This is a genomic window from Pedosphaera parvula Ellin514, assembly GCF_000172555.1.
In the GTDB taxonomy this organism is placed as follows: domain Bacteria; phylum Verrucomicrobiota; class Verrucomicrobiia; order Limisphaerales; family Pedosphaeraceae; genus Pedosphaera.
This window is the reverse complement of record NZ_ABOX02000009.1, coordinates 60,163-86,489: the sequence shown is the minus strand read 5'-3', so window position 1 is coordinate 86,489 and position 26,327 is coordinate 60,163. Positions and strand designations below refer to the sequence as shown.

23 protein-coding genes are annotated in these 26,327 nt (G+C 51.7%); 17 read left to right on the top strand and 6 right to left on the bottom strand.

Features of this window, described 5'->3' with window-relative positions:
• Positions 1 to 77 precede the first annotated feature (77 nt).
• The 3 genes from CFLAV_RS09235 (at position 78) to infC (ending at position 4,380) form a co-directional block, all read left to right on the top strand.
• Complete coding sequence (locus tag CFLAV_RS09235) at positions 78 to 1,160, top strand: hypothetical protein (RefSeq protein WP_007414434.1); 1,083 nt, start codon at positions 78 to 80, stop codon at positions 1,158 to 1,160.
• 1,107 nt (positions 1,161 to 2,267) lie between these two features.
• Positions 2,268 to 3,437: a recombinase RecA gene (gene recA / locus CFLAV_RS09230; RefSeq protein WP_007414432.1), complete on the top strand. Its 1,170-nt coding sequence runs from the start codon at positions 2,268 to 2,270 to the stop codon at positions 3,435 to 3,437.
• Between the two features lie 265 nt (positions 3,438 to 3,702).
• Complete coding sequence (gene infC, locus CFLAV_RS09220) at positions 3,703 to 4,380, top strand: translation initiation factor IF-3 (RefSeq protein WP_040547712.1); 678 nt, start codon at positions 3,703 to 3,705, stop codon at positions 4,378 to 4,380.
• Between the two features lie 65 nt (positions 4,381 to 4,445).
• On the opposite strand, the gene CFLAV_RS09215 is transcribed toward infC, so the two are convergent.
• On the bottom strand, positions 4,446 to 5,873 hold the full coding sequence (locus CFLAV_RS09215; protein WP_007414429.1) for a DUF2851 family protein: 1,428 nt from the start codon (positions 5,871 to 5,873) through the stop codon (positions 4,446 to 4,448).
• 134 nt (positions 5,874 to 6,007) lie between these two features.
• Between CFLAV_RS09215 and CFLAV_RS09210 the strand changes: the two genes are divergently transcribed.
• From CFLAV_RS09210 to CFLAV_RS09180, 7 genes are all read left to right on the top strand, one after another.
• Positions 6,008 to 7,402 (top strand): trypsin-like peptidase domain-containing protein, encoded by a 1,395-nt coding sequence (locus tag CFLAV_RS09210; RefSeq protein ID WP_160164540.1) that lies wholly within the window; start codon positions 6,008 to 6,010, stop codon positions 7,400 to 7,402.
• A gap of 74 nt (positions 7,403 to 7,476) precedes the next feature.
• The gene (locus CFLAV_RS09205) at positions 7,477 to 8,424 is read left to right on the top strand and encodes an ABC transporter ATP-binding protein (protein ID WP_040547710.1); all 948 of its coding nucleotides are present in this window, start codon (positions 7,477 to 7,479) and stop codon (positions 8,422 to 8,424) included.
• Complete coding sequence (locus tag CFLAV_RS09200) at positions 8,424 to 9,176, top strand: ABC transporter permease (RefSeq protein ID WP_007414426.1); 753 nt, start codon at positions 8,424 to 8,426, stop codon at positions 9,174 to 9,176. The genes CFLAV_RS09205 and CFLAV_RS09200 overlap by 1 nt, the downstream gene beginning before the upstream one ends.
• A gap of 71 nt (positions 9,177 to 9,247) precedes the next feature.
• The gene (locus CFLAV_RS09195; protein WP_160164539.1) at positions 9,248 to 10,666 is read left to right on the top strand and encodes a DUF7088 domain-containing protein; all 1,419 of its coding nucleotides are present in this window, start codon (positions 9,248 to 9,250) and stop codon (positions 10,664 to 10,666) included.
• Between the two features lie 108 nt (positions 10,667 to 10,774).
• The gene (locus CFLAV_RS09190; RefSeq protein ID WP_007414424.1) at positions 10,775 to 12,625 is read left to right on the top strand and encodes a DUF4340 domain-containing protein; all 1,851 of its coding nucleotides are present in this window, start codon (positions 10,775 to 10,777) and stop codon (positions 12,623 to 12,625) included.
• A 59-nt stretch (positions 12,626 to 12,684) separates the two neighbouring features.
• On the top strand, positions 12,685 to 15,648 hold the full coding sequence (locus CFLAV_RS09185) for an AsmA-like C-terminal region-containing protein (protein ID WP_160164538.1): 2,964 nt from the start codon (positions 12,685 to 12,687) through the stop codon (positions 15,646 to 15,648).
• Positions 15,649 to 15,717: 69 nt separating this feature from the next.
• The gene (locus tag CFLAV_RS09180) at positions 15,718 to 16,218 is read left to right on the top strand and encodes a hypothetical protein (RefSeq protein ID WP_007414422.1); all 501 of its coding nucleotides are present in this window, start codon (positions 15,718 to 15,720) and stop codon (positions 16,216 to 16,218) included.
• 34 nt (positions 16,219 to 16,252) lie between these two features.
• Here the strand turns inward: CFLAV_RS09180 and CFLAV_RS32090 are convergent, their stop codons facing one another.
• On the bottom strand, positions 16,253 to 17,326 hold the full coding sequence (locus tag CFLAV_RS32090) for a tetratricopeptide repeat protein (protein WP_007414421.1): 1,074 nt from the start codon (positions 17,324 to 17,326) through the stop codon (positions 16,253 to 16,255).
• 170 nt (positions 17,327 to 17,496) lie between these two features.
• On the opposite strand from CFLAV_RS32090, the gene CFLAV_RS09170 reads away from it, so the two are divergent.
• The 5 genes from CFLAV_RS09170 (at position 17,497) to CFLAV_RS09150 (ending at position 22,154) form a co-directional block, all read left to right on the top strand.
• Positions 17,497 to 18,783, top strand: coding sequence for an ABC transporter permease (locus CFLAV_RS09170; RefSeq protein ID WP_007414420.1), 1,287 nt, complete (start codon positions 17,497 to 17,499; stop codon positions 18,781 to 18,783).
• Positions 18,776 to 19,465 (top strand): ABC transporter ATP-binding protein, encoded by a 690-nt coding sequence (locus CFLAV_RS09165; protein WP_007414419.1) that lies wholly within the window; start codon positions 18,776 to 18,778, stop codon positions 19,463 to 19,465. The genes CFLAV_RS09170 and CFLAV_RS09165 overlap by 8 nt, the downstream gene beginning before the upstream one ends.
• 22 nt (positions 19,466 to 19,487) lie before the next feature.
• Positions 19,488 to 20,069, top strand: coding sequence for a methyltransferase domain-containing protein (locus tag CFLAV_RS09160; protein WP_007414418.1), 582 nt, complete (start codon positions 19,488 to 19,490; stop codon positions 20,067 to 20,069).
• A gap of 193 nt (positions 20,070 to 20,262) precedes the next feature.
• Positions 20,263 to 21,585: a hypothetical protein gene (locus CFLAV_RS09155; RefSeq protein ID WP_007414417.1), complete on the top strand. Its 1,323-nt coding sequence runs from the start codon at positions 20,263 to 20,265 to the stop codon at positions 21,583 to 21,585.
• A gap of 176 nt (positions 21,586 to 21,761) precedes the next feature.
• Positions 21,762 to 22,154 carry a hypothetical protein gene (locus CFLAV_RS09150; protein WP_007414416.1) on the top strand — a complete coding sequence of 131 codons (393 nt, stop codon included), beginning with the start codon at positions 21,762 to 21,764 and terminating at the stop codon, positions 22,152 to 22,154.
• Positions 22,155 to 22,244: 90 nt separating this feature from the next.
• On the opposite strand, the gene CFLAV_RS09145 is transcribed toward CFLAV_RS09150, so the two are convergent.
• Entirely contained in the window at positions 22,245 to 23,351 is a 1,107-nt protein-coding gene (locus CFLAV_RS09145) for a DSD1 family PLP-dependent enzyme (protein ID WP_007414415.1), read from the bottom strand.
• Between the two features lie 200 nt (positions 23,352 to 23,551).
• On the opposite strand from CFLAV_RS09145, the gene CFLAV_RS09140 reads away from it, so the two are divergent.
• Positions 23,552 to 24,175, top strand: coding sequence for a chemotaxis protein CheB (locus CFLAV_RS09140; RefSeq protein WP_007414414.1), 624 nt, complete (start codon positions 23,552 to 23,554; stop codon positions 24,173 to 24,175).
• Positions 24,176 to 24,243: 68 nt separating this feature from the next.
• Here CFLAV_RS09140 and CFLAV_RS09135 read toward each other — a convergent pair whose 3' ends face one another.
• The gene (locus CFLAV_RS09135) at positions 24,244 to 24,705 is read right to left on the bottom strand and encodes a VOC family protein (protein ID WP_007414413.1); all 462 of its coding nucleotides are present in this window, start codon (positions 24,703 to 24,705) and stop codon (positions 24,244 to 24,246) included.
• 35 nt (positions 24,706 to 24,740) lie between these two features.
• Here CFLAV_RS09135 and CFLAV_RS35480 point away from each other — a divergent pair, with 35 nt between their 5' ends.
• Positions 24,741 to 24,941: a hypothetical protein gene (locus CFLAV_RS35480; protein WP_007414412.1), complete on the top strand. Its 201-nt coding sequence runs from the start codon at positions 24,741 to 24,743 to the stop codon at positions 24,939 to 24,941.
• A gap of 383 nt (positions 24,942 to 25,324) precedes the next feature.
• Here the strand turns inward: CFLAV_RS35480 and CFLAV_RS09125 are convergent, their stop codons facing one another.
• Positions 25,325 to 25,678: a hypothetical protein gene (locus CFLAV_RS09125; RefSeq protein WP_150107337.1), complete on the bottom strand. Its 354-nt coding sequence runs from the start codon at positions 25,676 to 25,678 to the stop codon at positions 25,325 to 25,327.
• A gap of 119 nt (positions 25,679 to 25,797) precedes the next feature.
• Entirely contained in the window at positions 25,798 to 26,130 is a 333-nt protein-coding gene (locus tag CFLAV_RS09120) for a hypothetical protein (protein WP_150107336.1), read from the bottom strand.
• Positions 26,131 to 26,327 lie beyond the last annotated feature (197 nt).

Here is a 26,327-nt window from a genome sequence, read left to right as displayed (position 1 = left end):
GTTGCCGTTCCTATTGGCAACATGCCGGGTTGTTGTTTTGAAAAGTTAATGATTGCAGGCTTAACAATTTATCTTCGATGAAAAAGCAACTGATCGTTGTTGGCGTTCTGGTTTTGTTCACACTTTCCGTTGTTCAAGCTGAAAGCGTCCGGTCTTTTTCAGGCGTTTTAAAGACTGAATCAGGGGGTGGGGATTCCGCCGATTGGAACTGGGCTGTCCTGGTCGATGGTATGAAATGGCGAATTGATATCGAAAGTGCGACAGTAAAGACTGGCGATAGATACTCGGCCGGGTTCGATGGTCGCACAACTGTTTCTATAACTCGATTTGGCAATACGAGTCCACCTCCGTCCAAGCTTCTCAATTCGACGTCAATTCCAGAGATCAATGATTCGACAGCGATCATCGAATCTGGCGTAATGCCTTCTGAAGAACTTCTCCTGGCTCATCCTTTATGGCTGACATTTTGCGCTCCTTCTTTGCTCAAGTTTTTCCCGGATGGCTCAATGCCTGCATTAGATGGTGTTGGAATTGAGGAATGCTTCGAGAGCAGGAACACAAAGTTTAAGTTCAAATATGAAATGCTACCCGGTGAAAAGTTTTTTAAAACATTTGAACTGATGAATGACGGTTATATTCGCCAAAAGGGAGCTGGTGGCAAATTTGCTCTCTTCAAGCGTCAAGCTCCATATGATAACGGGTTTGTGCAGGCAAAGCTTCATGCAGAAGGGCTTCAAACGGGTGGAGTTCCTGAAAAAACCATCTACGAACGATTTTCGGCGGCCAAGGAGAAGGACGGAAACGATCACCGTTTTGATCGTTCAACTGTGACGATACTAACTGCCGGGACTACAAACGTTGCTGACGATGTTTGGTTGCCTCCACCAAGCAAGGTTCCGCAGGTGAAGGATAGACGTTTTTCCTTTGACACTCCCCCGCTTTTTTCGATCGAATACCGACACAAAGGGAGTAGTTGGTTACCAAAGGATGACCCGCAAATCATGGCAATGTATAGGTCAGATGTGGGGCTTCGTAACGAGGAGGCTCAACCAGTCGGCAGCAATAAAAAACGAGCGACATTTTTGGTGTTATTTGGAATTGGAGGGAGCGCGCTCCTGTTACTTCTCTACTCACTTTCGAGGAAGAAAGCTCAATTGTGAAAAACGACAGCACACGAGATGCCCTTCAAGTTTAGGTGCGATTCCATCTAATCGGCGCGGGCGTGCTTCGACGAAGCGGCGGTCGGTAGATGTCGGTGCGCGGCTTGATGAAAAAGGGATGGTGGAGTTTTGGACGGGAGAGGTGTGGAAGGCTGCGCCGAGGCCGTTGGCTGTTCGCTCCTGGCGGAGGTAGCTGTGAAGTGATTGGAGCGAGGATGGAGGATGGCGCAAGGAAACGCGGGAACTCAACAATTGATTATGTGCAGTTCAAAATATTCGTGTTGAACTCACGGGAGGGCGAGTGATTGGATCGCAGGCTGCGGCCGCGGATTGGCTCGATGGACCAAACAGTGTCACCGACGGGGCTAGAATTCCGGGGTCCTTCCGGACTGGCACCATTCCACACGGGCACCAGCCTCATTCCACCGGTTTATTGATTGCTGGCGCGGGGACTTGGATCGCGGGCCGTGTAAACGAATGGAGGCACATGGAGGATGAACGTCGAGGGCCGTGTCAGGGAAGCGCGCAACACTTCCCTACCGATTAATTGATTGCTGGCGCGTGTTTTTTTTATTTGCGGGTCGCGTGCGCGAGTGGAGGCAACTGAACTTCGAATGTGGGAAATCCGCCTCCTGTTGCTGGGCGGGTGCAGTTATTTTTGGAGATTTGGTGTAAGTGGTTGATAGTCAATGGAAGATAGTTTCAAGAGCTTGGAGGGGGTTGGACTGTGTATGTCCAACCCCCTCTGTCATATTGATGGTGTAATGATTTTCTGGCTGAGGGCTGAGGGAGGTGGGGAGATGATGGGCGGAATGGCTGGGTTGCTGAGAGGAAAATGAATCTGATTTTGGCATGGAAAAAAGGTCGTTTTGGCCGGAAGTTTATGGGTGTGAGAGATTGACTGGAAAGGGGTTTTGAAGAATGATTATGTTCTCCTTGAACGAGATATTTGAGTGTCTGAGGAGCGGGTGCATTCCCCAAGATTTTAGAATTTATTCGTGCCGGATGGCGGCTGGTGCGGACGTGGTTTGGAAGCAAATTAAACAGACAAGCGGCAGCTAACGGCACTTAACGGCAGTAAACGACGGTTAACAATTTTATTTTATTATGGCGACTAAAACTACTGAGAAGAGTGACAAGGTGGAAAAAACTGTGAAGGCGGCTTCGGAACGTTCTGCTGAAAAGCCGGACAAAGCGGAGCGCGTTGCGAAGGCGGACGGTGCTGAAGCAACAGCACGGGTAATTTCGCCGACGCGGCAACGCGATCTGGAAGCGGCGCTTTCAACAATCATCAAATCGTATGGCGAGGGCAGCATCATGCGGCTGGGTGAGGCGAACGCGCATCAAGCGATTGAGGTGATTCCGACAGGTGCGTTGGGATTGGATCTGGCGCTGGGTGTGGGTGGTTTGCCGCGGGGTCGCGTGGTGGAGATTTACGGACCGGAATCTTCGGGTAAGACGACGTTGATGTTGCACGTGATTGCGAATGCGCAAAAGATGGGCGGATTGGCAGCGTTCATCGACGCGGAGCATGCGTTGGACCCGGGTTACGCGAAGAAGCTGGGTGTGAACCTGGATGATTTGCTGGTGTCGCAACCGGACTGTGGTGAAGAGGCGTTGACGATTTGTGAGACATTGGCGCGGTCGAATGCGCTGGATGTAATCGTGATCGACTCGGTGGCGGCATTGGTGCCGAAGGCTGAGTTGGAAGGCGAGATGGGGATGGCGACGATGGGTATGCAGGCGCGTTTGATGAGCCAGGGCTTGCGGAAATTGACGGCGATTTTGAACAAGTCGAAGACGACGTGCGTTTTCACGAATCAATTGCGTGAAAAGGTGGGCGTGATGTTCGGCAATCCGGAAACGACGCCGGGCGGGAAGGCGCTGAAATTTTATGCGAGCGTGCGGTTGGATATTCGCCGCAAGGATACGCTGAAAGACGCGGCGGGGAATGCGATTGGCAACCATGTGAAGGTGAAAGTGGTGAAGAACAAGGTGGCGCCGCCGTTCTCAGAGACGGAGTTTGACATTATTTATAATCACGGCATCAACAAGGAAGGGAGCATTCTGGATGTGGGTATCGAGAATGGCGTGGTGGATAAGAAGGGTGCGTGGTTGCAGTTCGCGGGTGATTTGATCGGCCAGGGCAAGGAAGCGGCGCAGCGGGCGTTGGCGGAGAAGCCGGAGTTGGCGAAAAAGATCGTTGAGGCCATTATGGCGAAGCGCAGTGGCGTGACCACTGAGGCGGCCAAGCCGGAAGTTGCCAAGGCGGCTTAACCGTAAGGAAAAGAACGGGCACCATGGGGGAAGCTTTAACAGAAGGTTTGGAGATTGTTCGCAATCTCCAAACTTCTAGCGGCAGAACTGGAATTCCTGAGGGAGGCGGCACGGGGTTGATACCCCATCCTAAAAGTGATGATTATTTGCTTGCAGGTTTGAGGTTTAGACGCTTTATTACTGATGCTGAGTTCAGCCAGGCATGGAGCCTGTTTTTTAGATTGTTTACGAACTGCATGAATAAGTTTCAACCGGCGAGGGTGTCTTGAGCCGCCCGTTTCCTCCACGTCATTCTCCTCCTTCCGCGTCATTTGCCAGGGTTAACGGGAAAATCCGTGCCCGCGAAGTGCGAGTCATTGGAGTGGATGGTAAGCAACTTGGTATTTTATCCCTGTCCGACGCGTTGAACATGGCGCGGGCGAACACAGTGGATTTGGTGGAAATTGCCCCGAATGCGACACCACCTGTGTGCCGGTTGGTGGATTTCGGCAAGTTTCGTTATGAACAGGCCAAGAAGGATAAGGAATCCAAGAAGCACCAGCACGCTAATAAGGTTAAGGAAATTCAGCTTAGCCCGAAGATTGATCCGCATGATTTTGGTGTAAAATTGAACCATGCCGTGGACTTCCTCTGTGAAGACATGAAGGTAAAGGTGGTTCTGAAGTTTCGTGGTCGCGAGATGGCCCACACGGAATACGGCTTTCAGCTCATCAATAAGATGATCAAGGAGGTTACTCCCTATGGTCATCCTGATGCCAATCCCAAACTGATTGGCAAGGCGATTAACTTGATGTTGAGTCCCCTGCCCCGCAATAAACGGGCAAAGAATCCTCGGGAGCCGGAGGATCGCAAGGTTGCTGAGGACGAGCCAGACACTGACTCAGAGGAGATGGAAGAATCAGCACCCGAAGACAAAGAGCAGAATCAAGCGCAGTCCTCTTAACAGGCTGTGGCGTTTAAGAACAACTGCTCCGATCGGTCAGTTTGGGCAGGTTCTAATTCAAAAGCTCAAGCTTCTAATTTCCAGGCGCGTACCAGTTCTGGAAATTGGCAATTCTCGCATACTGCGTTGGAGTGATTGCAAAAATCGCGAACGATTTGCAGCAGACCTTGTTGGGCGGCCGCGCTGCGCAAGCTTTTGGCAGGTTTACCGCTTAACAAACGCTCTCTAGCCAGTCGAAAGACGGAATTATCCTCGGCTGGTGGCCATGCGAAATAACGGTGCTCCGCCTGCTTTTGCAAAAGCTGGTTCCCACCTTCCAGCGCACGAATCCAGAACCACGGCAGGATAACATTGATGGCGAGATCCGTAACGCGGGCAATGCCCAACAGCGGTTGTGGTTTGGGAAGCCTGGCTGATCGAAATGTCCAATGCCAACACCAGAATTCGTCCGACTCGACCTGCAATGCTTTTGCCAGTGAATCCAGGAGTTGATTATCAGGTATCGAAGTGGTGAACCAATTTTCCAGCTTTGAAACCAACTTACCTCCGGCAAGCCAGTGGGAGGCGAGCGCCAATCGGCGTTGGGGATGATTGGCTGGGCGCAAGCCGTTGAAGCGCCATAATGCGCGAGGAAAGATGATTTCGCTGAATTCCTCTCTTTCGCGCCACCATTGGTCCCAAATACGACGCAGATAATCATCTGATTTAGTCCCGGTGCGCGCGAGTTCAGAAGGAAGCAGTCCACTGACACCAAAGAGCCTTGCCTGCAAATCGACCGGCGTAATCGACTGTTTTTGCCAAAGATTTCGCAACTCCCCCAGACCTTGCATCGGCCAAACATTTTGTTTGTAGCCCAAAGCCCGGAACAGTCCTTCCCACAGAGTTTGCTCCCAACCGACCTGTCGGGCACGTGCCTGGAATTGATAGGACTTGATTTGCCAACGTATCTTTGCTGCCTGATGTAGCAGTTCGACAAGCTTCTCTTGAAGTATCTCCTTCAATGGCGCGCAACATTTGCCGCGCAGTTCCTCCGGCAGGCTTTGATGCGAATCAGTGGATAACCACGCATTTAGGTCTGTAAGGGAGGCATCCAGAAAATTTCGGATCGCCAACGTCGGATGGCCGCTTGTGGAAGTTGCCTCCTTTTCCCAAATCACATGCAGCACCACGTTCTTGAAATCAGGATTGCGATCATGTCCGTGGGAACGCCATCCACTGCCACGCAAATCGACTTCCACATCGCCCGTGAGGATGACTCCACCCCTGATCTGAATCATGGCCCCTCGGAAATCCGGACCGGCCCCGTGGTTTTTAAAACCTGGGTGAAGCACCCGGACCGATTTACCGTCCAACGTCGTGAGTTGATCGCGAAGCAGTCGTTGTTGCTGCCAAACGGCCTGCAGCAGCTTTTCGTCAGGATAGCCATTACTCTCCTGCAAAAGCTGGTTTTTGGACGCGCGACCACGCCATTGAGTATAAAAATTTGTCGACAATCAGATTCCTTGCCCATTGCTTTTGAATCCAATGGCTTGCAAAGTCAAGCCCAGCTAAAGATAGGTGCTTGACTGAGGTATGAACTTTATGATTGAACGAAGGGGGAAAAGGTTTTGTCGAGTTGTCTATGATTATGCTTTTTAGAGGGCAAATTCGTGCAGCCGGTTATTTTGCAGTCGTGCTCGCCAGTTTATGGCTGGTGTCAGGGAATGATTCGTGTCGGGCAGAGCAATCGGCAGTGGAAACCGATATTCGCCGGGATGCCACTGTGGAGGCAATCGAGCGGGTCATGCCGGCCGTAGTGAATATCGCGACTGAAACAATCATCAATGTCAGAGACCCATTTGATGACATGATCAGGCAGTTTTTTGACCCTTATCACCGTCGCCAGGCTCCAAATTCGCAGTTGAGTCTCGGTTCAGGAGTCATCATCGATGAAGAGGGATACGTGCTGACCAATGACCATGTGGTTCGGCGGGCGGACAAAATATGGGTAAAATTGTATACCAACGATACTCCATATGAAGCCAAACTGATTTCCACCAATCCCAAAAGCGATGTGGCACTCATCAAAATCATGCCCAGGCAGCATGAGAAATTTGCCGCCGTTAAATTCGCCAAAGATGATGATCTGCTACTCGGGGAAACGGTCCTGGCGCTGGGCAACCCATTTGGGTTGGGCGCTTCCGTGAGCAAGGGAATTTTAAGTTCAAAAAGTCGCTCCACACCCAAGGAAAACAGCCAATTGGACATTCCGAACTGGTTACAGACTGATGCAGCGATTAATCCCGGCAATAGTGGCGGACCGCTTCTCAACCTTCACGGAGAGTTGATTGGCCTCAATGTCGCCATCCTGTCGGATGCGCAAGGAATTGGGTTTGCTATCCCGGTAAAACTGGTGAATGAGGCCCTTTCGGAAATCTTCACCCCGGAATCTTCAGGGAAGTCGCTTTGGTTCGGCGCCCGTGTGCGGCCTGGCTCCGTCCCCCTGCTCGTAATGAATGTTCAGCCACAAAGTCCGGCGGAAAAGGCCGGATTAATGGCTGGCGACTACGTTCTCAAGATAAATGGAAAGCAGCCGAAGGGATTTATCGATTTCAATCAGCAACTTGTGAATGGTTCCAGTAGTGAAGTGCCAATCACCATTCAAAGAAAGGCAGAAATCAAGAGCCTGGTAGTAAAATTGATTCCCGAAAAAGATTATTTTAATGCAGATTTTGTTCAGCAACTGCTTGGTATCAGGTTGCAGGAACTCACACCGCAATTGGCAAGAGCCTTCGGCTTGAACTCCAGGGACGGCTTTGTGGTTGTCGAAGTTGACAAAGATTCGTCAGCAGCCCAGGCGCTTGAACCCGGATACCTGATTACCGCCATAAATGGTCAAACTGCCCAGGATATGATCTCCGCCGCCAAAATACTTCAAGGCAAAAAACGAGGTGAAAAGGTTCAACTCGATGTCGTGGCGCAACATCGGAGAGGCGCATTCATTTCCTATCGTCAAGGCACAGTGGAGCTTACCGTTCGATAAAGCGAATTTTGTTGGCCCATGCCACCCGATTCAGGCTACACTCCTCTTTTGCTGAGCACATGGAAAATGGATTCATGATAGAAGTCTCGAACCTGACCAAGCGATATGCCGGGCATACGGCGGTATCGAACATTTCCTTTACGGTCGGCCGCGGGGAAATTGTTGGCTTGCTCGGCACCAATGGGGCCGGCAAGAGCACGACCATGCGCATCCTTTCCTGCTACATGCCGGCGACCGCCGGAACAGTACGTGTCGCGGGTTATGATGTCTTTACGCAGGCGGACGAGGTGCGACGGCGTATTGGTTACATGCCGGAAAACAATCCCTTGCATCCCGAAATGCGCGTGCGGGAGTACTTAAAATTTCGTGCCCGAATAAAGGGACTTGGCCGCCGCCAATGCCGTGAGCGCGTTGATACGGTCATCGATCAGTGCTCATTGGGTGATGTAAGCCGGAAAATTATCGGTCACTTGTCCAAAGGCTATCGGCAGCGAGTCGGACTGGCCGATGCCCTGGTGCATGAACCTGAGTTGATCATTTTAGATGAACCCACGATTGGCTTGGATCCAAATCAGATTCGATCGGTTCGTCAGTTGATCAAGGATTTGGGTCGCACTCACACTGTTTTAATTTCGACGCACATTTTGCCGGAGGTCGAAATGACGTGCAATCGCGTGTTGATTCTGCACGGGGGAAAAATCCTGGCGGCAGACAGTCCGGAAAATCTTCAGAAGCTCATGAGTAAAGGGAGCCAGGTAATTACCGAAGTTGCTGCACCCGCAGGCGAGTTGCGCGGTTTGTGGGACCAGTTGCCCGAGGTGGAACATTTCGATATCTCCCCTGTGGATGGTGAGTTCCAGCGTTGCGCCTTAACTCCGCGGGACGGAATTGATATACGTCCGCAAGTCTTTGCATTGATCAAGGAACGGGGATGGAGCATGCGGGAACTCACACGCAACAAATTTTCCCTGGAAGACATCTATGTGAGGGTAACCCGGCCGAACGAAGAGGAGGAGAGCTAATGCAGGCATACTTAACCCTCACCCGGCGCGAATTGGCCGGTTTCTTCGTGTCTTTAACCGGATATGTAATAATTGCGGCGGCAGTGTTCCTGATGGGTTTGAGCTTCGTCGCACTCATTGGCCAGTTGCAAAGCGAGGCCACCCCGGTGCCGCTGACACAACTATTCTACTCCACGCATTTTTTCTGGCTGATTCTGGTTCTCGCAACTCCGATGATTACCATGCGCCTGTTCGCGCAGGAGAAGTATTCAGGCACTTTTGAAACTTTGATGACCACTCCCGTGAGCGACTTGCAGGTGGTAATGGCCAAATTCTCAGGGGCATTGGTTTTTTATATGCTTATGTGGCTGCCGCTGGTGGGCTGCATGTTTATTCTGGGCCACTACACCAATAATGCCAAAGCGCTTGATCCCGGCCTGATAGGAAGCACTTACTTCGGCATATTTCTCCTGGGAGGAGTGTTTATGTCCATGGGCTGCTTTGCTTCGGCCCTGACCCGCAGCCAGATGATCGCGGCCATGATGGCTCTTACCTTCGGATTCACTCTGTTTCTACTGAGCTTTTTAGCGAGCCGTCTTGACATGGTTACATCCTGGCAGACCGAGGCGCTTTCACATCTGGCATTATTCGACCAGATGAATGATTTCGCCCGCGGCTTGATTGATACACGTTACGTGATTTTTTACGTGAGCCTTACGGTTCTCTTTCTGTTCTTAACTTTGAGGGTGGTGCAAAGCCGCCGATGGAAATAAAAAGCATGGCCAGCCGACCTTCCCCTAAAACCAGTTTTTCACGAAGTCGCAGGTGGAGCATTCTCTTTTCGGTGATTGCCTCAATAGTGGCCGTCATCGCACTGGTAGGCATGCTGAATTATCTGGCAGCACGCCACTACACCAGATTTTCCTGGAGCTCACGCACGAAGGCACAACTCTCCCCTCAAACATTAAACCTCCTAAATTCAATCACGAACGACATAAAGGTCACAGTTTACTTTGATAAGAAGCACGAGCTTTATACGTTGGTCGATTCCTTGTTGAGCGAGTACCATGGAAAGAATCGCCATATATCCATCGAAACGGTTGATTACGTGAACAATCCGGCGGGAGCTGAAAAGGTCAAGGCCACGTACGGCCTGCGGTCGGCGGCCCAGAAGGATTTGGTCATTTTTGAGGCGAATGGCCGCACCAACTATGTTGAACAGTCATTTCTTGGCGACTACACCATCGATCCCCAACAAAATGAAAAAGGTGAAAGGGAGTTCCGCTACGTCCTGAAATCATTTAAAGGTGAACTTTATTTTAACGCCGCTCTCCTGAGAGTGACGAGCACCAAACCTTTCAAAGCCTATTTCGTTGCCCCACACAAACTTTCCAGTCTTATTTCCACAGAAAAGGATGGCTACAATAAGCTCGTCGAACTGCTGCAACAGAATTATATCCAACCGGCCGTAATCACGAACCTGGTCGGCACAAACACGGTACCTGCAGATTGCAACCTGCTGGTGGTGCTGGCCACGAGGACTCCTTTCTTTCCAGAGGAAGTGGATAATATCCGCAAGTATCTCAACCAGGGTGGACGCATGTTGTTTCTCTTAAATTTCACCAGCGAGAAGGACAACCTGGGGATGGAAAAATTTTTGGCTGAAGATTGGAATGTGGAGATCGGCCATAACATCGTCAGGGACATGGAGAACAGCCAGAAGGATGGAGTGGATTTGATCATCAGCGGATTCAACAAGAACAGCCCGATAGTCTCTTCATTACTTGATTCAAGCGTGCAGTTATACCAACCCCGCTCCATTTCCAAACGGGACACCGGCAAGCAAAATGCAGACGCTCCAAAAGTAGAGGAACTGGCCTTCACCAGCGCCAACGCAATCATAGAAAATAGCTCCGCGCCACACAACAAACCGATTCCTTTAATGGTTTCGGTTGAAAAAGGTGCCATCAAGGGAGTTTATGCGGAGAGAGGAGTGACTCGAATGGTTATTGGTGGCGATTCCATTTTTCTGAACAACTATTATATTGGAAGTGGCGACAATCAACTGTTGGCCGTCAATATTTTCAATTGGCTTCTGGATAGGACGCAGCTCATGCAAGGCGTCGCCCCACAGCAGGTCACAGAGTATAAGATTATGATGACCAGATCACAATTCAGGGACGTGGAATGGATTCTCCTGGCAGCAATGCCAGGCGGGGTGATGCTGTTGGGCGGCATCGTATGGTTGCGCCGACGCAAATAAAATGCGGTTTAAATTCCATAATTTAGCTCAGAGGATCGCGGGCATGGCTGGGATGTCGCCAAAATGTGTTTTCCTCCCACAGTTCCAATCCCGAACGTTGTTTAAACCATGAATCCAAAGAATACATGGATACTCATTTTTGTCACAGCTGGCATGTTTGCCTTCATTTTTTTTATTGAAAGACATCAGCGTGAAACGACACCTTCCGCAACGAAGGCACTGGTCAACTTCAAGGCAGCCTCCATTACCAGCATTCAAATTCAGCCTGCCGGCCAACTGGAAATGCGCGCCACTCGAACCAATGGCAGCTGGCAATTGACGAAGCCGATTACCTACCCGGCCCAAAGCGTGGCGATTGAATCCCTGCTGCGCGCGTTGGAAACCTTGAGCGTGCAAATTCACATTCCGACGCAGGAACTAAGAAAAAATCCCAAGGCCGAGGAGGAGTTCGGATTTGAGACACCCCAGGTTACCGTCATTCTTCAAGAGGGAAACAATCGTCATTCTCCGATAAAATTTGGATTCCTTACCGCGCCAGGTGATCAGGTTTACCTGCAGGTAGTAGGCACGGAAGGAATCGATGTGGTTAGTTCTGACATAATCAAATTGCTTCCACGAACCTTAAACGAATGGCGGGATACCAACCTGTTGTCCTTGAAGGGTCTGACCTTTGACCGGCTCGCCGTCACGAACGGCGGAAGGTCCTTTGAGTTAAGTCGTGCGTCCAACCGGCTTTGGCGCATCACCTATCCAATGCCCGCGCGTGCTGATAGTTCAAGAGTAGAAGGGAGCCTGGCAAGATTGGAGAGTGCGCGGGTCAGCCGTTTTGTAACGGACGATCCGGCGGCCGACCTGGAGACCTACGGTTTGAAGCCGGCCGAATTTGAAGTAACTCTCAGTCAAGGAACCAATCCCGTGCTTGCGTTGCAATTTGGAAAAAGCCCGACAAATGACTCCAAACAGATTTTTGCAATGGTCAAGGGCCAGCCAGCCATTGTCGAAATTCCGAAGGAGTTCATTGCCCCCTGGCGCGCCCGATATGAAGAATTTCGGGATAGACGGCTTGCGGGACCTGTTCCTTTGTCATTGGAGACAATTGAGGTCCATCAGTCGGATAAATCGACAGACTTTACGATCCAAAAGCAGAGCACTGGCGCGTGGCGCGTCAACGAGCCCTATAACTTTCCTGCCGACCCGGAAACCATGCTCGATTTGATTGATGGTTTGAGTGGTCTCGAAATTGTGCCGGCGGCCGGCCAATTTGCTGTCAAAGACGTGGTGAGCGCCTCAGACTTTCCCAAGTATGGGCTCGCCAATCCGGTTCGGAAATATATTCTTAAGGAAGGCATGACCAAGGATAAGTCCAATCCCACGAATGTCGTTTTGGCAGAATTGGATTTCGGCTCAACCTTTGAAGATAAAATCTATGCCCGTCGCGCTGACCGTCCTGATGAGGATTCAGTTTATGCGGTCAAACAAGTCGATTTTGAAAGACTTCCTTCCAAGGCCCTCCAACTCCGGGACCGGCATATCTGGAACTTTACGCCGGCAGATGTCAGCAGTGTCACGGTTCGTAATGACGGTTCCTCCGTTAAAATGATTCGCAAGGCAGAAAATCAATGGAGTCTCGCCAGCGGTTCTCAGGGTATTGTGGATAATTTTGCGGTCGAAGCAGGAGCGGATGAACTGGGCAGCCTTGAAGCGGGTTCCTGGATTGACTGCGGGGATCAAAATCTCGCGAAGTATGGAATATCCGACAAATCGACGCAAGTTTCTGTGGAAGTGCGTTCAGGTAATCAAAATCAAACGTTGGTTTTGGATCTGGGCGGTTGGTCACCCAGTCAGCACCGTTATGGAGCTGTCCGCCTTGAGGGCCAAACCTGGGTATTCGAATTTCCCACCCGCATAGTGGAGCGGATTTTGTACGACTTTAATATTCACGAAAAACCCGCTTCCTGATTATGGCTTCGCGTTTCAAAAGCCGCGGGTGGCGGATCTGCCGCAAGATTGTGCGAGGAATGCGGATTTCAGTTCTGTTGCTCATTCTTAGTCTGGTTGCTGCCGGGATTTACCTGAACCAGGTTGGATTGCCGGATGTCCTCAAAGCGCCGCTGATTGGGAAACTGCACGACAAAGGTGTAGACCTTCAGTTCTCCCGCCTCCGTCTGCGTTGGTATCGTGGAATCGTTGCCGAAAATGTTGTTTTCGGACAGGTTCCACAAGGGACGAATGATCCGCAAATTTTCATCCGTGAGGTTGAAGTAAAGCTTAACCACGAAGCCCTCAAAAGCTTTCAACTCAGTCCGGATTCCCTGATACTGCATAACGGTGAGGTCCTTTGGGCGGAGGCGGAAACCAATCGCAACCGGCAGGCGTTGGCGGTCAATAAAATTGAAACTCGGCTCCGTTTTCTACCGAATGACCAATGGGAGTTGGAAAACTTCAAAGCTTCCGTTGCCGGCGTACAGGTAAACCTGTCAGGTTCCCTGACCAATGCATCGGCCATGCGGGAGTGGACGAAAGGCCAGGGCACCAACATGGCTTCTCCCAAAAAATTGCAGGACCGCCTCAATCGGGTGGAAGATACATTTGAGCGGATCAAATTCTTTACGCCTCCGGAAATAAACCTGGTTTTCCATGGTGACGCCCGCAATTTGGAAAGTTTTGATGCCCATCTTACGGTGAGCGCCACGGGGGCGCAAACTCCCTGGGGAACATTGACCAATGGCCTGCTGGTGGCCAGGTTGCTGGCTCCGAGCACAACCAACCAGCAACCGCATGCGGACCTCCAGCTACATGCCGATAGCGCCCAAACTCAGTGGGCCAGCACGAAGGATTTCCGGCTGGCGCTCAGATTAATTTCGGATGAAACCTTAACGAATAAGGTTCAATGCCAGCTTGAACTCCTGGCCGGGGAGACGATCACACCATGGGCACAGGCCACGAATGCACACTTTACCGCGCAATGGGCTCACTCACCCACCAACCCAATTCCCATAAACGGCAATGGAACATTAACCCTGGCAGATGCGCGAACCCGCTGGGGCACCGCAGGCGGATTTGAACTGACCGGACGGCTGCAGGAACCGCCGAAGAATTTCACCCGCACTGCCAATGAACAGTGGGCGTGGTGGGCGTCGCTCGAGCCTTATTACATTGATTGGAACTGCCATCTTACCAATGTCCACGCTCAAGATTTTAAGGTGCAGGAAGTGGCTTGTGGCGGAACATGGCGGGCTCCTGAACTGGCCATAACCAACGTATATTCCGAATTGTACCAGGGTAAAGTGAAAGCCCAGGCGTCCCTGAACGTAGTTTCCCGCGAGCTGAACTTCAGTTACTCCTCGGACTTTGATGTGCAAAAAGTTTCTCCGGCACTTAGTGAGAAAAGCCGACACTGGATCGGGCAATTCTCCTGGCAAAACCCACCGGCCTTGCAAGGTAGTGGCGGTTTCGTATTTCCTTCATGGACCAATAGACAGCCCGACTGGCGAGCTGAGGTACTCCCAACGCTCTGTTTGGAAGGTGAAGTGAAGCTGGGAGAGGCGGCGTATCGCGGAATCCAGGTGAGCTCCGCGCAGTCACATATTCGTTATACCAACATGATCTGGGATATACCGGACTTGATCGCGACCAGGCCGGAAGGGAAACTCAATCTGGCAATTCGGGCCAACGATCGAACCAAGGATTACTATTTTCGCATTAACAGCAGCATTGATCCCAAGGTGGCCCAGCCGCTGTTTGAGCCTCAGCAACAGCGCATATTCGACATGATATCGACTACTCAGCCACCGATAGTAGACGCTGAGATTTGGGGGCAGTGGTATGACCATGAGCGGATCGGATTCAAAGCGCAGGTGGCTTGTCGTGATTTTAGCTTTCGCGGCGAGGCAGCCACCAGCTTACGGTCGGGGATTGAATATACAAATCACTTTCTCACGCTCACCAATGCACGGGTGGAATACGGCACGCAATATATGGCAGCCTCCAGCGCCCTGTTTAATTTTGATAAAAGGACCGTTGCGATTACCAACGGTTTCAGCACCATGGAACCTGCCCGCGTGCTTACCGCGGTGGGCCCCAGGATATTCAAGATCATGGAGCCTTACCATTTTCTTCAACCCCCAATGGTACGTTTAAACGGGATCATTCCGCTTGGATCAGAGGCTCCGGTAGACGCTCATTTTGAGGTCGAAGGAGGGCCGTTCCAGTGGAGTAAATTCAACGTCGCACACATATCGGGCGGAGTGCATTGGGTGGGTGATCATCTCAACTTAAGCCAGATCCAGGCTGATTTTTACAAAGGCACCCTGACCGGCTCCGCAGAATTTGATTTCGCGCATCGCAAAGGTGCAGACTTCGGCTTTGATTTCATAGTGACCGATTCCAATCTGCATTTGCTCATGGCAGACTTATATAGCGGAACTAATAATTTGCAGGGGCGATTGAGTGGCCATCTTACTGTCATCAGCGCGAACACTGCGGATTGGAATAGTTGGTTTGGAAAGGGCCAGGTCGACTTACATGAAGGGCTCATATGGGAAATTCCCATCTTCGGCATATTCTCCCAGGCGCTAAATGATCTGGTTCCAGGACTCGGCAAAAGCCCAATTAGCGAGGCTGCGGGTACTTTTACCATCAACAATAGTATTATACGGTCAGACGACCTTGAAATGAGGGCTCCGGTAATGCGGATGCTATACAAAGGCACCGTCGATTTCGATACCAGGGTGAATGCCACGGTTGAGGCTCAGATGTTTCAGGATACCTGGGTGGTGGGCCCAATCTTAAGCAAGGTGCTTTGGCCGGTTACAAAGGCTTTCGAATATAAAGTCACCGGCACCCTGGCCAATCCGAAACGCGAGCCCCTCTATATTCCCAAGGTACTCTCCCCTTTTCAATGGTTCCGAAGTCTCAGGCAGGCGTTGCCGGGACAGTCTGGTGCAAAGGGCAATGCGGATGACGCAAAGCCGCCGCAGTAATCGGGCTGGCTGGGAATTGGTTCGGAAACGCTATTGAGTTTGAAGCCTTCCACGGGTTAGGCTTTGGTCATGATGCGCTGCTTTGTGACCGGCCTTTTGTTTTCGTGCTGCCTGCTGCTTGCTCCGGCAATCCAGGCCGCTTCTGGCAGCATCATAAAGGTACTTCCCCAATTTTTAGACGAGCATGGAAAAGCATCCTTAAGCCCTAGCCTCTATGATCGTGATGCCTATCAGGCAGACTTACGTCGTCACCCGTTAAGGCGCTCGGGGGTACGCTACAATATCCAGTGGAAGGCCAGGGTCCCGAAGTCGGACCAGTTAAAACTTCGCGTGGAGCTGCGCGGGGTAGCCCAAGGTAAGCTTCCGAAAGAGCTCACCCTGGAGAAAATCATCCCTGAGCGCTACTGGCTTAGTCATTGGTCCAATCTCGATCTTTCCGGAGAGACCTATCGCAGCTTTGGCGAAGTCACAGCGTGGCACGTGACAATTTGGGATGGCGACAAAATGTTGGACGAGCAAAAGTCATTTTTATGGGGGGACAAGTCTGCTCCTCCTCAAGTTGCGCATTGATTCAAGCGCAGTCAGAATATCAAGCCTTTTGGTTCTAAGCAGCGTGGCTCTTCTCCTGCGTCTGCAGCGCTTTTTCATAGCACTCCAGCGCTTCCGTATAGCGCTCCAACCGATTATAAACTCCGCCTTTGTACAAATAGGCCATGGTCATGTTGCCATCGGTTTCAAGTGCCTGATCGTAACAGGCGATTGCTTCATCGAGTTTTTGAAGCCTTTCCAAAACCGTGCCTTTCTTCACCAACGCTTCCGTATTCCTGGCGTCAAGGCTCAGCACCTCGTCATAACAAGCCAGGGCTTCTTCAACCTGATCCAGTTTCAGCAAGGTATGGCCCTTGCTCAAAAGCACGGCAATCTCCGCGGTCTGGTCGGATACGTGGGACAGTGGAGCAGTTCCATTTGATTGAGCGATGTGGCCGGAAGATTTCAGGTTGTTATTTGGTATTGGCTGATTGATTGGGAGGATTTCCGGCAGGGTTTTGGCAGGATGAAGCGAGGTTTCCATTTCACTTATGCGCTTTTCCAGACGGTCGAGGACTTCCAAAAAATGAGCCGGGGAATGTTCAGCAGAACCGTTTGAGAGTATCTGGACTTCACCCATTCCAAGCATCGGATTTGGCTGCCCTCCAGCCAGGGCACGAGTTGAGGTTATGGAAGTGGTGGCGGCCGCCAGTCTATTCACGGCACTCCATTGCAGGAAGGCAGAAAATAATAAAACTACAAATGCAATAACGATGAAAGTTCCCGCAGCAATCAAGACCACGTGATTTGAGTGTTGCATCTCCTTCAATTCATCGCGCCGCTGGGAATTCATGGTGGTTTCCAGAAGCTTTAAGCGGACTTCCAGCGCTTCCGCGTTCCGGGCAGCCGCGGCTTCGACCTCCTGGCGGTTCTTTTCAATGGCCAGGTCGGTGTTGTGCAATTGATCCTGTATTTGCAGGTAGGAACGGAGAGTATCCTGAGAATAAGCAGCCGCATCCGGGTTGTTTCGGGGATTGCTGCTGCCATCGTTGCTATTGGTTTGTGCCGAAAGCGTGGCAACACAGCAAAAAAATGCCAAACCAAGCCACAGGCGGAACCTGACGATTTGTAAGCCAGCTCGTAGGGTCATAATTAGAGTTATGAACGACCGTAAGTAAATGCGCTGGAATTGCAAGGTCAAAGAGGTTAACCGTCGAACCGACGGAGGAACTTTGCTGAATGTTCGTGACCGCTGAAAGTCGGAAGTCACCCACCTGTCTGTTCGTTGACACCTCACGTCCGCACCATTAGCCTCAGTGCATGTCGCGTTTGCCGTTTGAGTTATTATTGGCGCTCCGGTATTTGCGACCCAAACGGACCTTTGTTTCCATTATTACGCTAATTTCCGTTTTGGGTGTCACGCTCGGAGTCGCCGTGCTGGTTATTGTAATCAGCGTTATGAGTGGTTTTGATAGCCAATTGCGGGAGAAAATCCTTGGCTTCAATTCTCATCTCAAGGTTTTCGAAATTGATCCGAAGACTAAACAGGAAGGTGTCCTGCACGATTTCGCCGTGGTGTCGAACATGGTGAAGTCCAATCAAAACGTGGTTTCAGTCTCCCCCTTTGTCCTGAACCGCGTTTACATTCAAACCGAACCGCCCAGAGGTGAACCACGGATTGACGTTCCTTACGTGCGGGGAGTGGATCCAAGTTCCAAGGAAGCGGTAAGCCTGATCGCCACCAACATAAAGCAAGGGACTTTCGATATAAGCGGGCGCGGGATGCTGGTGGGCACGGATTTCGCCAATATGATGGGATTGCAGGTTGGTGACCCGGTGAGTGTGCTCCTGCCACGCGATTTGATGAAGATGAAGGAGTCGATGGATCGGGGGGAAAAAGAACTCATCCTACCGAAGGATTATGAAATCACAGGCATTTTCGATACCGGCTACTATGAATATAATTTTTCCGTGGTAGTCACCTCGCTCGAAAATGCACAGGATATGTATGACCTGGGCGAAGACGTCCATGGATTGATGGTGATGATAAAAGATCCAACCCAGTCTGATAAGGTTCGTGCCCAGCTCCAGAAATCCCTGGGCTCAAATTATAAAGTGACCAGCTGGGTGCAGGAGAGTTCGATGATGGCAGCCGTGCTGGTGGAAAAGAATGTCATGCTTTACATCCTGTTTTTCATCGTGATCGTGGCCGCATTTGGCATCACCTGCACGCTCATCACGTTTGTGGTTTTGAAAACGCGTGAAATCGGAATTCTGAAGGCACTGGGAGCGAGCAGCCGGCAAATCATGTGGATATTTATGAGTCAAAGCATGGTTGTAAGCGTCTTCGGCGTCTTCGGCGGCCTGGGATTGGGATTCCTCGGCTTGTATTACCGCAACCAGTTTCTGCATGCCATGCGCAACCTGACCGGGATGGAACTCTTCCCTGCCAACATTTATGGCTTTAGCGATTTGCCAGCGTTGATTGTGCCGGGGGATCTGGCCATCATCTGCGGCGGGGCATTTATCATTTGTCTGCTGGCAGCAGCTTTCCCTGCGTGGAGTGCGAGTCGGCTGAAACCTGTGGAGGCGTTACGCCATGAATAATATGGAGCCTGAAATCATTCTGGACGCCCGCGATTTGCACAAAAGCTATGAGATGGGCCAGCGCTCGCTGGAAGTGCTGAGAGGGGTCAGCGTCAAGATAGAGAGGGGTGGTTTTGTTGCTTTGCGGGGCGCTTCCGGTGCGGGGAAAAGCACATTGTTACATCTGCTTGGCGGGTTGGATGTGCCCAACAAGGGAGAGATTTGGACTGATGGAAAAAACCTGGCTGCCGTTTCCAATCGCGCGCTGGCGCAGTGGCGCAATACCAAGGTGGGTTTTATCTTTCAAGCCTACCACCTCCTGCCGGAATTGGATGCTCTCGAAAATGTTTGCCTGCCCGCCCGCATGGGACGTGTAACTGCAGCGAAAGCGGAAGCACGTGGACGGGAGTTGCTGGCGAAGGTTGGTTTGAAAGATCGGGTTGAACATCGTCCGACCGAGCTTTCAGGTGGCGAACAACAACGCGTCGCGATTGCGAGGGCATTGATTAACTCCCCGGAAATCATCCTTGCGGATGAACCTACGGGAAATCTGGATTCGCATACCGGCGAGGAAATCATGAATCTCCTCTGCGACTTGCGGACCGAGGCGAACACCACGCTGGTCATCGCGACTCACGATCTCGAAGTGGCCAAGCGCGCTCCGCGTGTGATTCATTTGACGGATGGATTGATTCAGGATTGAGTCTGAGTTGACCTAATTGATCATGAATATTTCGGAATGGGAAAAGCGTTATCAAACTGGGGACATGCCTTGGGAAAAGGGTGCGCCCTCTCCGGGGCTGGTGGATTTTCTAAAGGCGAATCCGGATTTGACCAAGGGGACAGTTTGCGTGCCAGGCTGCGGTACCGGGCATGATGTGCGTGCCTGGGCGGCAACCGGGTTTGAAGTGACTGGATATGATCTCGCTCCCAGCGCCATCCGGCTTTCGAAGGAACGCACAGCGGCAGCGGGCTTGAAGGCGGATTTTTTTCAGGGAGATTTTTTGCACGACACTCCGGCAAAACGCTTTGATTGGTTGTTCGAGCATACGCTTTTTTGCGCCATCAATCCGGATCAACGAGATCAGTATGTCGATTCCCTGCTCCGCTGGCTTAAGCCGGAGGGCCAGTATTTGGCGGTGAATTACATGATTCCAGATGAGGACGGTCCACCGTTTGGCACGACGCGGCAGGAACTGGTGAGCCGGTTTTCTCCGCATTTTGAGTTGTTGAAGGAATGGGTCCCCCGCTCTTATCCCAATCGAACGGGACTGGAAATGATGTTGTGGTGGAAGCGGAAGGTTTGATACACGCGAAGTCAGGCCTGGCAAAAAGTAAATTCTTCAGACACCGAGTGAAACTCGAGAGTGTCAATCCTTAGGGTCGCTTCCTTTACGGCTCTTCAAGGCCATGAGGTGGAACATCAGCAAGGCAATTCGTTTGACAGTATCGGCGAGCAAAAGGTAAAGCTGGTTTTGTCCCGGCCCACAAAAGAAATTTATGAGACTACGATGGAGTCATTTGTTTGGAATCACTGGTTGCCTGATCGCGTTTGTACTCATGCCCGTCGCGAAGGGAGAATCGGCATCCAAGGTGGAATATGGCAACATTACCAAGCCGGATTTCTTTCCCATTCTGCCATGGGACCCTTACCACGGTTGGGGCAGATCGCTCACTGAGAATCCGCCGAAGACTCCGACGAGCGGACTGGAAAGCATGGCCGAATGTCATTTCAACATGGCAGGGTTCGTCCTGCCCAAAGATCTCAAGCTGTGCCAGAAACTTGGTTTGGGAGCCATCATGCTCCCTTCCGATACCGCATTCACGAATTTTCAGTACCTGTGCGATTGGAAAAAGCTTTCCGACCAGGAGATCGAACGGCGGGTAAAACATATGATTGATGCCTCAGGCTCGAGCCGGGCTGTGATGGGTTATTTCATCATGGATGAGCCGGGAGCGATGGATTTTCCGGCTTTGGCCAAGGCGGTGGCCGCGGTGAAGAAGTATGCTCCGGGGAAGTTCGCCTACATCAATCTCTTTCCTGATTATGCCACTCTGGGCGCGACCGACACATCTCAGCTAGGCACTGCCAGCTACCACGAATATTTGGAGCGTTTCGTTAAAGAGGTTAAACCGCAAATGATCAGCTATGACAATTACATGGTGCAGGATTCAAATGACCTCGAGAATCGGGGTCTGGCGGCGAGTTACTATCGCAACCTGCTTGAAATCCGGCGGGTGGCACAGGAGCACCAACTTCCTTATTTGAACATCGTTTCGGGCAATCAAATACGTCCACAGACACCCATTCCTTCGCCGGCCAATTTGTCATTCCAAGCCTACACGACATTGGCTGCGGGCTATCGCGGAGTCACGTGGTACACCTATTATTCGCGCGGCTATCATTACGCTCCGATTGATGATGCGGGAAAGAAGACTTTGACGTGGGCTTACCTGCAGGAAGTAAATCGGCAAGTGGCTGCACTCGCGCCAGTCATGAGCCGCTTGAATTCCACCGGTGTATTTTTCAGTCCGCCAGGGCCGGTCGATGGGTTACCATTGTTGCCGGGCGGTCTGGTGGAATCGGCAAACTGTGCCACTCCCTTGATGATCGGGGAATTTCAACATCAGGATGGACAGCACTATATTATGGTCGTGAATCTCAACCTGAAAGCATCGGCAAAGTTCACGCTTAAACTGAAGCATGCGGAGGACTGTATTGGAATGGTTTCAAGTATGGATGGCTCGCTCGCAGCATTCGATCAGCAGAACGGCCTTTGGCTTACAGCCGGACAGGGAGTTCTGTTAAAGCTGGGAAAATGAGAGGCTGTTATTCTGGTGGCAGCGTTCGCGGCATTCGGCTCGCCGGGCTCTATAGTCAATCCTCACCCATGAAATGGAAGTCGCCGGTTTTGAGGGGGTAGCCAAACACCCCGCTTTCGGGCTGAAAAATTTCCACTTAAGTTTTGAATAACAGCTTTCGAAGGAAAGGATGTACAATGAAAAAGCTAATAAAACGTGGATTTTTAGTGGGTGCCTTGCTGGTCGGGACTTCCATTCCGGCCATCGCCCAGTTGCCCCCACCTGATAGCACTGGCGGAACGAATCAATGGTCGGGCACGAATCAATGGCCAGGCCATCACGGGGGTCATGGGCGTTGGGGAGCGATGCACGAGCAGATGGCGGAGCAGATAAAGGCGGAGGATGCGGAACTGGAACAACTGCTTACGCAGATGACCAATGCGCCAGCGGCACAAAAGGTGGATGCCGTGTCAGCAGTCGTGAGCAAACTGGTGGAGGATCGGCTGCCGATGCACCAGAGGTTCGAAGCAATGCATGAGCATATGCATGGAACCAATCAACCTACGGACGGCACGAGCACAAACCAGTAAGAATATTGAGTTTGAATCAGAGTGATTTGGTGAAATTCCTATTGGAAGTTTAAAGAGAACATCTCATTCCCCTGCCCCATATACAAAAAGTCAGCGCATCTGACCGCTGCCTTCAATGGGCCAGACATCTTCAACCACGCCGTGGCGATGAACGATGAACTCGCGGTACAGGTTTGACGTGGTGCAGCCGTGGGATGGGATTAATTCCAAGTGATCGCCCACGCTCATATTGCAATCTTTCGGCAGTGAAATGGAGGCGTGTTCTTCCGAGCCAAACCTGGCGATGGATGCACCGGGCAGGTCTTTGACGCGCGGTGGGCCAAATTCCGCGCCAACACCTTTGCGCCCGACATCGACAATGGCAATGTCCGGTGCCGGGCGACTGATGACGGTGGTCAGAATGGACATGGCCTGTCGAAACTCGGGGCGGATGTCGAAGTAATACCAATCCATGGCGGCATAAGAGCCAGCCTGCACTTCATCGACCCCAGGGAAATCGCCCGTGAAGGTATAGGTGCCCGTGCTGCCACCGGTAACGATGTTGACGGGAATGCCGGAGCTTTCAATGAGTCGGCGGGTTTCGACCAGTGGTTTGAGGGCGGCGCGGGTTTTCTCCGCACGTTCAGCTTCGTCGGGCAGGTCCACCAAGTGTCCTTCGTAGCCTTGCAATCCCTCGAATTTGATTCCGGGCAGCGAAGCGATTAATCGCGTCAGCGCCAGTGCGGGTGCGCCAGATTTAACCCCGCAGCGGTTCAAACCGATGTCCACTTCCACGAGGGCGCGGATTTCCACATTTGCGGCGGAAGCGGCGGCAGAGAGCATCCGGGCATTTTCCTCTGAATCCACGGCGACGATTGGGGCGGCGCGTTTTGCCAACTGGATGAGTCTCGCGATTTTAACGTGACCGACGATTTGGTTGGCGATGAGGATTTCGCGAATGCCAGCATCGGCCAAGACTTCCGCTTCGCCCAGCTTGGCGCAGGTAATGCCCACGGCACCGGCTTGCATTTGCAACCGGACGATCTTTGTGCATTTGTGGCTTTTGAAGTGCGGACGCAACCCGCTGGGCCGGTTGACGAAGAAGGCGGCCATCCGGTCGATATTCGCCTGCAAGGCGTCGGCATCCAGGAGCAATGAAGGAGTATCGACCTCGGCTAATGGCAGGCCCTTCCAATTATTTGGATTTGTCGAGTTCATGGTAGTTTTACTTGAGGATTCATCGGCATCAAAATATTGACCTGTTCCGCAAGCGCAGCTTAGGGAGGAATCGGATGCGAAGTCAAAGTGATTTAGCCACAGCGAGTTTGTGAGATGGTTTTGTCTTCGTAAGGCGTGTCGTCGCGGAGCCTGGTTATAATTCCCAATTGCGGTTTTTTCCTGAAGAACGAACTTTAATTATGTCTAATTTCAAATCACGACCGGCGCAGTGGGTGGTAACAATAGCTGCCTCCGCAGGCGGCCTTCACGGATTAAGCCATATTCTTGATTCGTTGCCGGAGGACTTTCCGGCGGCCATCGCCGTCGTGATGCATCTTTCCCCGCATTTCACCAGCAAGCTTGCCGAAATTCTAAACCAGCGTTCATTGTTGGACGTCAAATGGGCTGCAGAGGGTGACCTCATGCAATGTTCCACGGTCTACGTTGCACCTCCCGACTGGCATGTTCGAGTCTGCGAAAGCGGCACATTGAACCTCTTTAAAGGAAAAAAAATCCGTTTTACCCGTCCCGCCGCGGAACCCCTATTTATGTCCGCAGCAGAGGTTTACAAGGAAAGGGTCATCGGGGTAGTGCTGAGCGGCTCGGATTCAGATGGCGCGACAGGAGTGCAAGCCATCAAGGCGCATGGAGGCCGAGTCATCACCCAGGACAAAGCTACTTCACTGCATTTTAGCATGCCCAAGTCGGCGATTCATACTGGAGCGGTGGATTTTGTTCTTCCTATCACGGAGATTGCACCCCGGTTAATGACCCTGGTTCCAGGAAAGGATGCTTCGCGCGAGATAAACGAACTGATTTGTTAAGGATGGGCCGCGTCCCTTCGATGCGGTGGTGGAGGATGATGGGAGTTATTGAGCGAAGGGGGAGAATTTTACGAGAGGCCGATGGCTTCAGACCTTGCTTTCAAGAAAGTTGTGGCTCGTTCCTGTATCTCCTCAATCGGCGGATTCTCAAGACGTGTGGCAATCCACCAATCGTTCTCGGACACATCGCTAACGCAGGCAACGCGGTCGCCATAATACATGTTCGTCGGTGCGATCATGGAGGTGCCTCCGGCTTCAATGGCTTTTTTGTACGTGGCATCAACGTCGCTAACGTAAAGATAAAGCGTCGACGGTTTGAGCTTCCAGTGACCCGGTGCTTCATGAATCATCACCAGCGAATCTCCAATCATCAACTCGGCGTGGAGCACGGCGCCATCCGGTCGCAACAACCTGGCCTTCTCAATGCCATCGAACGCCTTTTTCAAAAACTCGATGAGACGCGCGCAGTTTGGAAGTTTCAGGTAAGGCGTGATGGAGCGATACCCTTCCGGAACTGAGCTTTGTTTCATAGCGTTGTTTTGAATTTCGACATTCGGAACTGGATATGCGTGCGAGCCGCGTGACGATCAAGCTCAGCGTCGACCGCCGGGGACGGGCTCCCACGCGAACCGCCATGCTGAAATTCATTCGAACCGTCCGGCGGCCCGGCTGTTGTCTGCAGCTCATGGCCGAGAAATCAGCATACACTTTCGTTGTACCATTCGACCATGACGCGCTAATTTATCAGCGCTACGACAGGTTGTAAATCCAATCGACAATCACCAAATGCATCAACAGCACGAACCAGAAATCGAGAGCCTTTGAAAGTGTAGATAGCCTCGATCGTGCCATACTTCCTTAGATTTCTAATCTGCCTTGTGCACGCGACACTGCGAACCAATTCTGCTATGGCTTCGGGAGTAACGGCTGGCCCTTCAATTTCGATTTCGCGGCTTTTAACGATTAGAGTCGCCGGATAACCAACCTCTAACCGAGCCCGTTCAGCACGCGCAGTTATCAAGAGGTTGATGAGTTCGGAAATTGAATAGTCGCTTAAGCAATATGGAGCCTTCATGCTCGAACCGTGTACTGTCCAAGGTCAGGCATAGAGCGTCCGGGGGCGCTTCGGTGCATGGTTAAGTGGCCAGGTCATTTGGTCATCTCTGAATAAGTGACAGTCACTCCTGCGACGTTTGTCACCGCCGGGATAGTACGCCGCGTCTCAAAGCTTAATCTCACCAAAAGATTGGTGGGTGATGTCCACGAAACCGCCACGTCATCTCCGACCGGCACGACGTAAACATTGCCTGGGTAGCCGCGCTGCTCCCCGGATCGACGCAAGTAAATGTGCTGAGCGTATCCCGTCGTGTTGTAGAAAGTCTCGCCAAACACAGTGCAAACGTAACGCCCGTCTGGTGAAGGTGTGTCTCTCAGATCAATGATGTCGCCTCGCTCGCTGGTTGAGCAACCCACCAGAGCGAGAACCAAAATTGTTGAAGGCACGAGACGCATCGGCTGCCACCTAACATCCAAGTTCAGCGAGACGGTCCGCGGGGAGGCATGGATTGGAACCGGAGCATGATGGCAACGAGTTCGTTGCGGCCCATGGTTAGGTGGCGTGGTCATATTCGCTTAGGCGTCAACACGATATTTCCATCTCCTATTGGCAGACTGACTTCCTGTCCGAAAGGGGCTTTTTTGCGGGGCCGCGCCAATACCGTTACATTGCCTTGGGCATCTTTACGCAACACCACTGCTTCAACCAGAACCTGTCCATCTATGAGAGTGGTCAAAGTGAGCGTGCAATCCCGGTCTCCGCTCAAAGGATAATGACGTGTCAGCTTAGTGGTCGCGACTTCGACGGCTCCGAGGTTGGTCGTTGGAGCTGATGGTTTGGCGCAGCCATAAAGAAGCGCCACGGCCAATGTCAGTGCGACTGTAAGTTTTAATTTCATATTTTGTGAGGTGTTGGATGCCGGATTTATATTGGAGTCGCGTGGAAATGCGACAATGCCAAAATTGTATAGGCCGTAAAGCATCGCCAAAGCCCCGGGACCAATATTGTTCTAGAACTTCTTCCGCGCTTCTTTGAATTCTGAGAGGTCATGTGCGTGGTCGCTCGCAACCTGCGCGAGTGTCCGTTGCGGCCGCG